Origin of the sequence: Sphingobacterium sp. lm-10 (assembly GCF_023554555.1) — a bacterium.
Taxonomy (GTDB): Bacteria; Bacteroidota; Bacteroidia; order Sphingobacteriales; family Sphingobacteriaceae; genus Sphingobacterium.
Genome location: NZ_JAMJWC010000001.1, coordinates 1,344,902 through 1,358,044, shown reverse-complemented (window position 1 = coordinate 1,358,044; position 13,143 = coordinate 1,344,902). Strand labels below are relative to the sequence as shown.

At 43.4% G+C, this 13,143-nt stretch carries 9 protein-coding genes; 5 read left to right on the top strand and 4 right to left on the bottom strand.

What is annotated here, in order from left to right:
* The first annotated feature begins 67 nt into the window (after nucleotides 1-67).
* Nucleotides 68-2,257: a glutamine synthetase III family protein gene (locus M8998_RS05305; RefSeq protein WP_249991086.1), complete on the top strand. Its 2,190-nt coding sequence runs from the start codon at nucleotides 68-70 to the stop codon at nucleotides 2,255-2,257.
* A gap of 235 nt (nucleotides 2,258-2,492) precedes the next feature.
* Here M8998_RS05305 and M8998_RS05300 read toward each other — a convergent pair whose 3' ends face one another.
* The 3 genes from M8998_RS05300 to gyrA form a co-directional block, all read right to left on the bottom strand.
* Nucleotides 2,493-3,665, bottom strand: coding sequence for a tetratricopeptide repeat protein (locus M8998_RS05300; RefSeq protein WP_249991085.1), 1,173 nt, complete (start codon nucleotides 3,663-3,665; stop codon nucleotides 2,493-2,495).
* 69 nt (nucleotides 3,666-3,734) lie between these two features.
* Nucleotides 3,735-4,850 (bottom strand): tetratricopeptide repeat protein, encoded by a 1,116-nt coding sequence (locus M8998_RS05295; protein ID WP_249991084.1) that lies wholly within the window; start codon nucleotides 4,848-4,850, stop codon nucleotides 3,735-3,737.
* The gene (gene gyrA, locus M8998_RS05290) at nucleotides 4,834-7,425 is read right to left on the bottom strand and encodes a DNA gyrase subunit A (protein ID WP_249991083.1); all 2,592 of its coding nucleotides are present in this window, start codon (nucleotides 7,423-7,425) and stop codon (nucleotides 4,834-4,836) included. Before gyrA ends, M8998_RS05295 begins: the two co-directional genes overlap by 17 nt.
* Nucleotides 7,426-7,750: 325 nt before the next feature.
* Between gyrA and serC the strand changes: the two genes are divergently transcribed.
* The 4 genes from serC to lysA all read left to right on the top strand — a co-directional run bounded on the left by serC (nucleotide 7,751) and on the right by lysA (nucleotide 12,426).
* On the top strand, nucleotides 7,751-8,818 hold the full coding sequence (serC, locus tag M8998_RS05285; protein ID WP_249991082.1) for a 3-phosphoserine/phosphohydroxythreonine transaminase: 1,068 nt from the start codon (nucleotides 7,751-7,753) through the stop codon (nucleotides 8,816-8,818).
* Nucleotides 8,819-8,844: 26 nt separating this feature from the next.
* Nucleotides 8,845-9,792: a D-2-hydroxyacid dehydrogenase gene (locus M8998_RS05280; protein ID WP_249991081.1), complete on the top strand. Its 948-nt coding sequence runs from the start codon at nucleotides 8,845-8,847 to the stop codon at nucleotides 9,790-9,792.
* Nucleotides 9,793-9,911: 119 nt separating this feature from the next.
* Complete coding sequence (locus M8998_RS05275; protein WP_249991080.1) at nucleotides 9,912-11,225, top strand: aspartate kinase; 1,314 nt, start codon at nucleotides 9,912-9,914, stop codon at nucleotides 11,223-11,225.
* A gap of 16 nt (nucleotides 11,226-11,241) precedes the next feature.
* Nucleotides 11,242-12,426 carry a diaminopimelate decarboxylase gene (lysA, locus tag M8998_RS05270; protein ID WP_249991079.1) on the top strand — a complete coding sequence of 395 codons (1,185 nt, stop codon included), beginning with the start codon at nucleotides 11,242-11,244 and terminating at the stop codon, nucleotides 12,424-12,426.
* 99 nt (nucleotides 12,427-12,525) lie between these two features.
* Here the strand turns inward: lysA and M8998_RS05265 are convergent, their stop codons facing one another.
* Nucleotides 12,526-13,131, bottom strand: coding sequence for an NUDIX hydrolase (locus M8998_RS05265; RefSeq protein ID WP_249991078.1), 606 nt, complete (start codon nucleotides 13,129-13,131; stop codon nucleotides 12,526-12,528).
* Between the last annotated feature and the right edge of the window lie 12 nt (nucleotides 13,132-13,143).

Below are 13,143 nucleotides of genomic sequence, written 5' to 3'. Positions count from 1 at the left end.
AATATGATGTGCAGGTGATTTTTTAATGTAACCTGGCAATTTATTGCAAAATTAACTTTCAAAATATATGTCATTCTTACGGTTTCAATCTGTAAATTCAGCTGGTTCAAGAGAAATTAACCACGAAGGATATGCAGAGTCAAAAAAAGCCATAGCGATTTATGGTAAAAGTGTGTTTACAGTAGATAAAATGCGGGACTACCTGCCTAAGCCTACCTTTGTAGAACTTAAAGATTCTATAGAAGGCGGTAAACGCATTTCTCGCGAATTAGCAGAAGATATTGCGCAAGCCATGAAATCATGGGCTTTGGCCAATGGTGCTTCTCACTACACACACTGGTTTCAGCCACTTACCGGATCCACTGCCGAGAAACACGATGCATTCTTTGAGCCGGATAGCAACGGATTAGCAATAGAGAAATTTACAGCAGATGCGCTGGTTCAGCAAGAACCTGATGCTTCCTCCTTTCCAAATGGTGGTATTCGTAATACGTTTGAAGCGCGCGGATACACGGCTTGGGATCCTTCTTCACCAGCCTTCTTATTTGAAACAGGCGGTGGCAAAACGTTGTGCATTCCTACCGTTTTTGTATCGTACACAGGCGAGTCGTTAGATTATAAAGCACCTTTGTTGAAAGCGGTATCTGCTGTTGATAAAGCAGCTACGGAGGTGGCGCAGCTTTTCGACAAATCTGTTAATAAAGTAACTGCTTCATTGGGTATTGAGCAAGAATACTTTTTAGTCGATTTATCGATGTACAATGCACGCCCTGACTTGCAGTTAACCGGTCGTACTTTGTTCGGTCATATGGCTGCTAAGGGTCAACAGTTGGATGACCACTATTTCGGAGCTATTCCTGAGCGTGTTTTAGCGTTTATGGTCGACTTAGAGAACGAGGCATTGAAATTAGGTATTCCTTTGAAAACGCGTCATAACGAGGTTGCGCCAACACAGTTCGAGTGTGCACCTATGTTTGAAGAGATTAACTTGGCGATCGATCACAATCAATTGTTGATGAATTTGATGGAGCAAGTTGCTAAACGTCATCACTTCAAAGTCCTTTTGCACGAAAAACCATACAGCGGAATCAATGGATCTGGTAAGCATAACAACTGGTCATTGATTACCAATACAGGTGTCAATTTACTTGCTCCTGGCAAAACACCTAAAAACAACTTGATGTTTTTGACATTCTTTGTCAATACCATTAAAGCGGTTTCTTCGTATGCTGATCTGTTGCGTGCGTCTATTGCCAGTCACTCTAATGACCATCGCTTAGGGGCAAATGAGGCTCCTCCTGCGATTATTTCTATCTTCCTGGGCTCTCAGCTAGATGAGATTTTAGACGAGGTAGAATCGGCTCGCATAGCGAAAAAGGTACGGAATGAAGCTAACCTATGGCATGGCATTCCGAAGATTCCTGATTTGAAAATGGATAATACCGATCGTAACCGTACATCACCATTTGCATTTACAGGTAATAAATTTGAATTCCGCGCAGTGGGTTCTTCGGCCAATTCTGCTTTACCAATGACGATCTTGAATGCGATTGTAGCAAACCAGTTGATCGAGTTCAAAATCGAAGTAGATAAGCAGATCAAAAAAGGTACTAAGAAAGATTTGGCATTACTAAACGTAGTGCGTAGATATATTAAGGAATCTAAAGCGATCCGATTCGAAGGCAATGGATATAGCGACGAATGGGCACAGGAAGCTGAAGCTCGTGGTCTTTCTAATATCAAATCTACACCTAAAGCATTGGATGTATACGTAGCAGAAGAGTCTTTAGCTTTATTCGAAAAATTGGGTATTTACTCCAAACGGGAATCGGAAGCGAGACACGAAATTTTGTTGGAGAACTTCTATAAGAAATTGCAAATCGAAGCACGTGTGATTACCGAGTTGACTAACAGTTTAATTGCACCAGCTTGTTTTGCATATCAGAATCAATTGATCGAAAATGTGAAAGGACTGAAAGATCTTGGTTTGCCGGCAGAAGCATTTAGCTCACAGAAAAACTTTATCGAGCGTATTTCTTCCCATATCAATATTGCTTTAGAGAAGTCGGAAGCAATGCGTCAGGAACGTAAAAAAGCGAACGAAATTGAAGATATCCGTGAACGTGCTATTGCCTACGATGAGTCTGTTAAGCCATACTTTGACGAGATTCGTTACCACGTTAATAAACTAGAGAAGATAGTAGATGATAACAAATGGCCATTGCCGAAGTTGCGTGAGCTATTGTTCATTCACTAATATAGCATAACTAACTAACCTGCTATTATCCGGAAACCACTTGCTTTGACGCAAGTGGTTTTTTATTTTTAAGGTCAGCAATACGAGAAAGGATTTAAGACTTTTGAGTCTTATCGAGTTACTAGATAGATATCAAATTCTAATTGCAAAAAAAGGAGCCGTATTTACGTTGTAAATACGACTCTTGTTTGATTAGCGTCGTTACAAAATAAACAACGCGATGTTATTAGTAAAACTAGCGAGCAGCCTCTAATCTAGCTTGTACTTCATTCGCTTTATCTTCATCTTGAATGAAGTTGTAATAACTTTTTAAGTTACTCAATGCATTCGTGTTTTTTGGATCTTTGTTTAACGCTTTTTCCAAGTAAGGAACCGCTTGTCCCATTTCTGCTTTTATTTTCTCTACACGTGTATTGTAATCGCCATCAGAAACAGACTTGTCGCCATTAAGATCCATTAAGGCTTGATTTGCCATATTCATGATGATTGCAGCAGAGTTTAAATTTGCCTCTACATAATCAGGATCGATTTCCAAGGCTTTTTTGTAAGAAGCCAATGCTTTTTCGTCATTATCATTGGACGCATAAGCAGTACCCAAATAATAATGCAACGTTTTGTTGCTTGCGTCACGCTCTAGTTGACTTTCGATACCGCTGATGATTTTCTCTTCGTTACCTGTGATCAGGTTCAACTCGATGTTTTGCATTACGATATCATTGTCATCAGGAAATGCTTCCGCAGCTGCAGCAGCATATTCTAAGGCTTTGGTGGTATCACCCGTAGATAGATATAACTTCGGCAAATCCGCTCTGATCATTCGATATTCCGAATGGTCTTCGTGAGGAAGTAAGGCCTCGTATTTTTTGATCGCAGTGGGGTAGTCTTGTGTTTGGATTGCAGCCAATGCTCCAAAGTACGTCAAAGTCGTATCGCCTGGCATCAATGCCAAACCCTTGTCAAACTCTTCGGCAGCGCCTTTGAAGTTTTCGTTTTTCCACTCTTCATATCCAGTAGTTTGGTAGAAGTTGCGTAGGTTGACTTTTGCCGCGTTGATATTCGTTTCGTTTTTCTTATCGGTATCTAGTTCATTTGCTTTAGCTAAACCCGTGATTGCTTTTTCAGCATACTCGCCATTTTTCTCTGCAAAAGCTAGGTTTGAATAAATTAAAGAATAAACGGTCCAGGTTTCTGGATTATCTTTTGTTTTCTCGTGCTCAATTGCTGCCTCGATAGGCTCAACACCATCCTTCAACATTTTTGCAGACAGCTCACCCGCCTCTGGCCCACCTAACTCTTCGTATTTGGTATACGCAGATTTAGCTTTTCTGAGGTTACCACTCTGTCCGAAGACCGTACTCATCGAAATCGCTAAGACTCCGGTTATAAAAAGACATTTCTTGGTATTCATATTACGTTTGTTTGTTTAATATTCTTGTTGTTCTTAACTCTGTTTACCAAAATATAACAAAGAATATGCCTAGTAGTTTTGCAGTCGGTTAAGAAGAAGGTTTACGCGATCCAATTGCATATCATCTTCAGCATTTTCATAATACATCGCTAATGAGCGTAATGCATTGACCTCGTGCGGACGTATTTCGTTGGCTTTCAGTAAGTAATTTTGTGCATTGTACTGTGCTTCCTGATCGTCTACGTTTTCCATGAACTGTTGTAAATACAATAATCCCAAGGCTAGATTTGCCTCATAATTATTATCGTTTAACTGCACGGTACGCTCATAAAACTGCTTGGCTTTTTCAATATTACCTACATTTTCGAAAGAAAATCCAGCGAGGTAATTGAGATCCACATTCTCCGGCTCCATCTTCACGGCCTGTTCAGCAATTGGTACGATGGCGTTGTAATTTCCCTGCTGCGAATAGGTCTCAATCAATTTAAACAGAATCTCTTTATTATCAGGATAGGCAGCTCTTCCTTCTTCCAGAGTTTTACGCCGCTCGGTAATCTGGTTATTTTTATTAAAAATCTGTGCCAGCTCCAGATATTGGATAGGCTGGCGAGATTTTAGTTTAATAGCCTGCTGATAATAATCGATAGCTTCCTTCGTACGGTTGGTCTGGTTAGCCAACAACCCGAGATTGTAAATGATATCTTCATTCTCAGGTTGCAGGTCTTTGACCCGAAGAAATTGTGTGTAAGCTAAATCGTATTTCTGATCTTGCAACGCTTCATTTGCCTTATATGTGTAGGCCGCAGCAAGATTTTGCGTAACGTAAGCCATTTCACTTTCATGCGTATTCCTGTCGCGCTCTTTCAAACGTGCTAGGGTCGACAAAGTGAGATCAATCGGATCTTTATCTGTCTTGATCTTGCGCGTAGAATCTGCATAAGCAATAGAGCTATAGATCATAGCACGTGTAATATTAATGCGCACATTGGCAGAGTCACGTCTAGTCTTATAAACACCATCGATGAATTTTTTGGCATTTTCTAGATGCTTCAACTCGCCTGTCTGCGTGTATAAAGCAAAGTTATTGGTCGCTTCTTTCACGGCAGACTGAGCAAAAGCAGACAAGCTACCAATGGCTAAACCAAAAGTTAAAACATACCTTGTAATATTACTCGCTTTCTTCATCGTTGTTATCTGATACAGCACCCTCGTCACTTCCCGGTGTTGCAGCTCCTTCTTCATTAGCTACATAACCTTCACCCTGCTCTTCGCCCTCTTCCAATTCGTCTTCGCGGGCTACTTTTGTGATCGATGCAATCTCGTCATTATCATTCAGTCGGATTAGCTTCACACCTTGCGTAGCTCTACCCATTACACGAAGCGTTTCTACTCCGATGCGGATTACGATACCGGATTTATTGATAATCATCAGATCATCCTGATCATTGACATCTTTAATCGCGACCAGTTCACCTGTTTTCTCCGTTACGTTCAAGGTTTTTACCCCTTTACCACCCCGGTTTGTGACACGGTAATCCTCCACATCGGTACGTTTTCCATATCCTTTTTCGGAGACCACCAAGATGGTAGCTTCCTCATTATTATTAACACTAATCATGCCAACAACCTCGTCATTGTCATGCGCTAAACGTACTCCACGCACTCCTGTGGCCGTTCTGCCCATTGGTCTTACGGTAGATTCGTTGAAGCGGATGGCACGACCTGAACGGAGCGCCATCACGATTTCGCTGGTGCCACTCGTTAAGTTTGCTTCGATCAATTGATCGCCTTCGTTGATGTTGATGGCGTTGATACCATTTGCACGAGGGCGGGAATAAGCTTCCAGAGAAGTTTTCTTGATCGTACCTTTCTTCGTACACATGATGATGAAGTTGTTTTCCAAGTAATCCTGATCTTTCAGGTTTTTAACCTTGATGAATGCTTTAATCTTCTCGTCTTTTGGTACGTTGATAATGTTTTGTAATGCTCTACCTTTCGACGTTCTCGATCCTTCTGGAATCTCGAATGCCCGTAGCCAGAAACAGCGTCCGGCTTCCGTAAATAGCAACAAATAGTTGTGTGCCGAAGCGGTAATAATGTGCTCTGTGAAGTCTTCCTCTCGTGTGCTGGACCCTTTAGAACCCCGGCCACCACGACTCTGACGGCGGTATTCCGACAATGGCGTACGTTTCACGTAGCTATTATGGGAGATCGTGATCACAATCTCTTCATCATCAATGAAGTCTTCCATGCGCATATCTTCCGCAGAATGCACGATAACAGAACGACGCTCGTCACCGAATTTTTCGCGAATTTCTATGATCTCATCCTTGATGATCTGCATCCGCAAACCTTCATCTGCCAATACACTCTTCAAATATTCGATGGTTTTCATCAATTCGGCATATTCTTCCTTGATCTTGTCGCGCTCTAGTCCAGTAAGACGGCGTAACGTCATATCTAGGATAGCTCTCGCTTGAAGATCGGATAGGCCAAATTGCTCCATCAAACCTACGCGAGCATCTTCTGGTGTGTCCGACGCACGAATCAATTTGATCACCTCATCCAAGTGATCTAAAGCGATCAGGTATCCTTCTAAGATGTGCGCCCGCTTCTCTGCTTCTGCTAATTCGAATTTGGTACGGCGCACCACTACATCGTGTCTGTGCTCTACAAATTCATGAATCATATCCTTCAGATTCATCAATACCGGACGTCCTTTTACTAGGGCGATGTTATTGACAGAAAAAGAAGTTTGTAGGGAAGTATACTTAAACAAATTGTTGAGCACTACGTTTGCGTTAGCATCACGTTTTATCTCATAGACGATACGGATATCTTTAGTCGATTCGTCACGGATTTCGGAGATTCCCTCAATCTTCTTTTCGTTGATGAGGTCTACCGTCCGCTTGATCATGTCTGCTTTGTTGACCTGATAAGGAATTTCTGTAACAACAATAATCTCTTTGCCGGTTTTAGTCGCTTCAATCTCCGCTACGGCACGCATTACGATACGTCCACGTCCTGTTTCGAAGGCATCTTTTACACCACTATATCCATAAATCAATCCGCCAGTAGGGAAGTCGGGTGCTTTGATGTGTTGCATCAATTCACTTACCTCAATCTCGCGATTGTCGATATAAGCGACGGTGCCGTTTAACACCTCCGTTAGGTTATGTGGCGCCATATTAGTCGCCATACCAACAGCAATACCCGAAGCACCGTTGACCAAAAGGTTAGGAATTCGGGTAGGCAATACGGTTGGCTCCTGCAAGGAGTCGTCAAAGTTTAGTTGAAAATCAACGGTGTCTTTATTGATATCAGAAAGCATTTCTTCTGCAATCTTCCGCAGTCGTGCTTCTGTATAACGCATGGCCGCTGGCGGATCACCATCAATCGAGCCATAGTTACCTTGTCCGTCGACCATCGGATAGCGCAACGACCAAAACTGAGCCATACGCACCATCGCATCGTACACGGATGTATCGCCATGCGGGTGGTATTTACCCAATACATCACCTACGATACGTGCCGATTTCTTGTATGGCTTGCTGCTGGTAACGCCCAAGTCGAGCATGCCATACAGCACACGACGGTGAACGGGTTTTAGCCCGTCTCTGGCATCAGGTAGTGCACGGGATACAATCACCGACATCGAATAATCGATGTACGCTGATTTCATCTGATCCTCAATATTTATGGGGATGATCCTGTCGTTAGCAGGTACTAAATTGTTTTCGTTTTCTGTTTCTTCAGCCATATTATTGGGTTACATACTAACTAATATTAACACCTTGGAATATTGTAGGCGCAATCGTGCGAAGATACGGATTTTTTTGCTACCATTTGAATAAATGCCCCCTCAAATAAGCAGGTTTGCAAAATCCTATTGCATTAGATGGCTTGAAAATGTATTATTGATAATAAATAAATGTATTGATTGATTTGTTTTCAATGAATCTATGTATTTTTTGTTAAAAAGAAACTGTAATCAATTTTCTGTTATGAACTCAGTTAAAAATCTAGTACATTTGTCGCATAATTTTTTCATTCACGTTATTCATTCATTTTAGCATTTTACGCATATGAAACATAATTTCGGTGCCGGACCTTGTATTTTACCAAAGGATGTCTTTGCAGAAGCCTCGCAGGCAGTTTTAGATTTTAATGGATCAGGTTTGTCTATTTTAGAGATTTCGCACCGTTCGAAGGAATTTGAGGCTGTGATCGCTGAAGCAGAAAATTTGGTTCGCGAGCTTTTAGAGGTGCCAGAAGGTTATTCTATTCTTTTCCTGCAAGGAGGTGCGAGTCAACAGTTTGCTATGGTGCCATTTAATTTGCTTCCTGCATATGGGCGTGCGGCTTACCTGGATACGGGTACTTGGTCGTCTAAAGCGATTAAAGAGGCTAAAAACTTTGGCCCGATCGATGTGGTGGCTTCATCCTCGGATCGCAATTATAGTTATATACCCAAATCATACACGGTACCTGCCGATGCGGCGTACCTGCATTATACGTCTAACAATACCATCTTTGGTACAGAAATCTTTGAATTGCCAAAGGCTGATGTGCCCTTGGTGACGGATATGTCTTCTGATATTTTTAGTCGCGTAGTATCCGTTGCCGATCACGGATTGATTTATGCTGGAGCACAAAAAAATATGGGCCCAGCCGGCGTAACTTTGGTCGTTGTTAAAGATGAACTGCTTGGCAAAACCGGGCGTACTATTCCAGCTATATTCGACTATCAACAACATGCTAAAGCGGATTCCTTATATAATACACCGCCAGTGTTTGCTATTTATGTATCGATGCTCAACCTGCGTTGGTTGAAAGCTAAGGGTGGCGTAAGTGTAATGGAGCAGGAAAATATTATTAAAGCGCGCAAATTGTATGAGGAAATTGATCGCAATCCATTCTTCCGTGGTACGGCAGAAGTGGAAGATCGTTCCCGTATGAATGTCACCTTTGTCATGAACAACCCTGCTTTGGAAGAAGAGTTCCTAGCTTTGGCTAAGGAGCGTGGCATGGTTGGATTAAAAGGACATCGCTCTGTGGGTGGCTTCCGGGCTTCGATCTACAACGCACTGGGCATTTCTTCGATCAATGCCTTGATCGATGCGATGCGGGAGTTTGAAGAGACACATAGTTAAGTTACATTTTTAAGGATTTTTTGAACATGAGAATATTAGCAAATGATGGTATAGATCCAATCGGACAACGTTTGTTGGAAGAAGCGGGTTTTACCATAGATACAGTACATATACCACAAGCAGAATTAGCAGAGAAGTTACCCGCATACGATGCCATTACGGTACGCAGCGCTACCTTGGTGCGCCAGGATCTCATCGATGCTTGCCCAAATCTTAAAGTGATTGGTCGTGGTGGTGTAGGTATGGATAATATTGATGTAGACTATGCACAATCCAAAGGTGTTGTGGTGGTCAATACACCTGCTGCTTCCTCACATTCTGTGGCAGAATTGGTGTTTGCTCATTTCTTGAATGGTGTGCGCTTTTTATACGATGCCAATCGCAAAATGCCATTAGAAGGGAATACGCAATTTGGGGCGCTGAAGAAAGCATACGCAAAAGGAGTGGAGTTAAAAGGTAAGACACTTGGTGTAGTAGGTTTTGGTCGTATCGGCCGCGAGACGGCGAAGGTTGCTTTGGGTCTGGGAATGGATGTCGTGTATTCTGACCTTTTTGAAGGCCCCTTATCTTTGCCCCTGGCTTTCTCTGGCAATATTGAAGTAGAAGTACCCGTGAAGCAGCTTCCTTTTGAGGAGTTGTTGGCTGTAGCAGATTTCATTTCTCTACACGTGCCATTCACCGATAAAGCGGTGTTAGGCGCGGAAGAGTTTGCGAAAGTGAAGGATGGTGTCGGCATCGTCAACGCCTCTCGCGGAGGTGTGATCGATGAGTTGGCTTTAATCGAGGCACTCGACGCGGGTAAAGTTTCATTTGTAGGACTAGATGTATTCGATAGCGAGCCCACGCCACGCGCGGAGTTGCTACAGCATCCAAAGGTATCCCTTACGCCACATATTGGCGCAGCCACCAATGAAGCACAAGAACGTATTGGCGAAGAATTGGCCAACTTACTCATCTTAAATCTTAAGAATTAATCATATTGCTCTTGAAATAGCCTGTAATGTGCTATATTCACGCGTTTTTCTGTTTGCGTGCGCAGCGATGCGTCACGCAAACGGAGGTTAATCAGTATCTATAATAACGTAATATTCTAATGAAAATTCTAAAATTCGGTGGCACTTCGGTAGGGAGTGCAGCGCGTATTCAAGGGTTGCTCGAGATTGTAGCACCCGAGGAACGGCAGATTGTAGTGTTGTCGGCTGTATCTGGCACGACCAACGCATTGGTGGAAATTGCACAGGCTTTTGCTGGTGCCAAGACGGAGGAAGCCAAACAGCTGATTAAGAAACATAAGGATAAGTACGAGGAACTAATTACCGAGCTTTTCGCTACCGAGGAAGGTTATAAAAAGGGTAAGGATCTGATCGATCATCATTTCGAAAGCATTTCTTCATTCGCCAGTGACCTATTCACCCCGTCGGAGGAGAAGATTATCTTAGCCCAGGGGGAATTGTTATCGACTACCTTATGGCACTATTATCTGGAAGAATTGGGCATTCGCTCGGTATTGCTTCCTGCGTTGGACTTCATGAAAATTGATGAAGATAACGAGCCCATGATCGAATTTACGTCCGAAAAATTGGGCGCAATTTTGAGTCAGCATCCGGATAATACACTTTTTATTACGCAGGGCTTTATCTGTCGTAATGTATTTGGCGAGATCGATAACCTACGCCGAGGTGGGTCGGATTATACCGCTTCACTGATTGGCTCTGCCATCCGGGCAGAAGAAGTACAGATCTGGACGGATATCGATGGCATGCATAACAATGATCCGCGTGTGGTGCATGGTACCACGCCGATTCGTCACCTGAGCTTTGACGAAGCCGCGGAGTTAGCCTATTTCGGCGCAAAGATCTTGCATCCGCAGAGCGTATTTCCAGCGCAGCGTTACAATGTGCCTGTACGTTTATTAAATACGATGGATCCGCAAGCACCCGGCACCTTGATTAGCAAGGAAGGGGCACAAAAAGGTGTCATCCGCGCTGTAGCAGCCAAAGATGGCATTACGGCCATTCATATTCATTCGTCGCGCATGCTGCTCGCCTATGGTTTCTTGCGCCGCATCTTCGAAATCTTCGAGCGGTACAAAACCCCGATCGATATGATTACGACATCCGAGGTCGCTGTTTCACTCACGATTGATGATACGACGAATCTCGAGGATATTATTAAAGAGGTAGAAGATTTTGGTACCGTAGCGGTAGATCGCGAACAAACCATTGTCTGTGTTGTCGGAGATTTCAGTTCCAACGCCCATGGCTACGTAGGTAGGGTACTGGAAGCCGTAAAACACCTCCCTGTTCGTATGGTATCTTACGGTGGATCCGATTTCAACGTATCTGTCTTGCTGGATACCGAACATAAAACCGAAGCATTACGTTCTTTACATCACCGTTTATTTTAACAATACAACCCGTTTGATGTCTTATTTTGATTCCAAGCTATTAGCAAAATTCGAAGGGATGGAAACGCCCTTCTATTATTATAATTTAGATCTCCTGCAACAAACCTTGTCGGAAGCCAAAGCAGCAGCAGATAAGCGTGGTTTTCATGTGCATTACGCGCTGAAGGCCAACTTCAATCCGCGCGTACTTTCTACGGTGCAAGCGCAGGGGTTTGGTGCCGACTGTGTGAGTGGTAATGAGGTGCAGAAAGCGATTGAAGTCGGCTTTCCGGCTTCGAAAATTACTTTTGCCGGGGTAGGCAAGTCGGACAAAGAGATTCGTACTGCTTTGCAGCATGGCATCTTTGCGTTCAATGTAGAATCCATTCAGGAGATGGAGATTATCGATGGATTAGCCGCAGAGATGGGCGTACGTGCCAATGTGTCCCTGCGTATCAATCCGAATGTAGATGCCAAAACCCATCAGTACATCACGACAGGACTAGACGAAAATAAATTTGGCTTACCTAATTCTGAATTGGAACGCGCTGCCAGCGTTTTGCGTAACTGCACCCATATCGATCTGGTAGGACTGCACTTTCACATCGGATCACAGATTACCGATATGAATGTATTCAAGAGTCTTTGCGTGAAGGTCAATGAGTGGAAGAATTGGTTTGAGGAGCGTGGCACTACGATTCGCGTGCTCAATGTAGGCGGCGGACTGGGCGTAGATTATTACGGGCCAGACGAACGTCCGATTGCGGATTTCGAAACCTATTTTGATATTTTCGATCGGTTCTTGGAGCGTACATCCAACCAAGAAGTGCATTTCGAACTCGGGCGTGCTTTGGTAGCACAATGCGGCTCACTAATAAGCAAAGTGCTTTATACGAAGAATGGGGTAAAAAAGCATTTCCTTATTCTGGATGCAGGTATGACCGAGTTGATGCGCCCAATGCTTTACCAGGCGTACCACAAAATAGAAAAAGTAGGCGCGGCAGGAGAGGATACGATGAATTACGACGTCGTCGGACCGATCTGTGAAAGTACAGATGCTTTCGGCAAGGAGGTTCCATTGCCAATCAGCGAGCGAGGAGATTTGATTGCCATTCGTACCGCCGGTGCTTACGCGGAAGTGATGGCCTCCCGGTATAATCTACGCGATGAAGTGCGTTACTGTTACGCCAGCGGAGATCAACTGGAATCAGTCTCTATGTAAGGTTTAGTTACTGCTATATAGTAAATCAGGCGTGTTTTTAGGGGTGATATTCATCTCCTAAAAACGCGCCTGATTGATTAAAGGCCCATTTCTATCTAATTACTGCGGGTCGCTACTCTGGTATAGGATGCTTTTGGCAATATCGGCTATCAATGGATAGGTGTCGTCTAATATCGTGTCAAAATCTTCTATATCCACCCATGCTGCCTCATCAATATCTTCTTCCAACTGCGGGATTAGCTCTGGAGATTTATTGACTCCCATCTCGTACCAGTTTGTTTGCTTGAGTACGACTTTCCCGCGCATGGTGTAGGTATGGTAGGTAGTACAAAACTTGGCTCCGAGATAATCCACCTTCACGCCGCACTCTTCCTCTACTTCTCGCTTGGCTGCCGAACGCACTTTCTCGTCTTCTTCCAGTTTCCCTTTTGGCAGATCCCATTTACCAAGCCGATGGATGAAAAGATATTCTCCATGGCCATTCTTTACAACGCCACCTGCTGCCTTGATAACCTTGATGTTCTCTAAAAGGCTTTTAAAGAAGGATGTCGGATCAGGTAGGATCAACAAGTAGGTAATCGGATCGGATAAACTGGTGCTGGCTTTAAAAAGTTTTTCTATATCAATTTCTTGTAAACCAATCGTTTGAGGATTGACTAAGTGCTGCGGTACGAAATCTGCTAAAATTAGCAGGTTCTGGTTCATATAAATTTTATA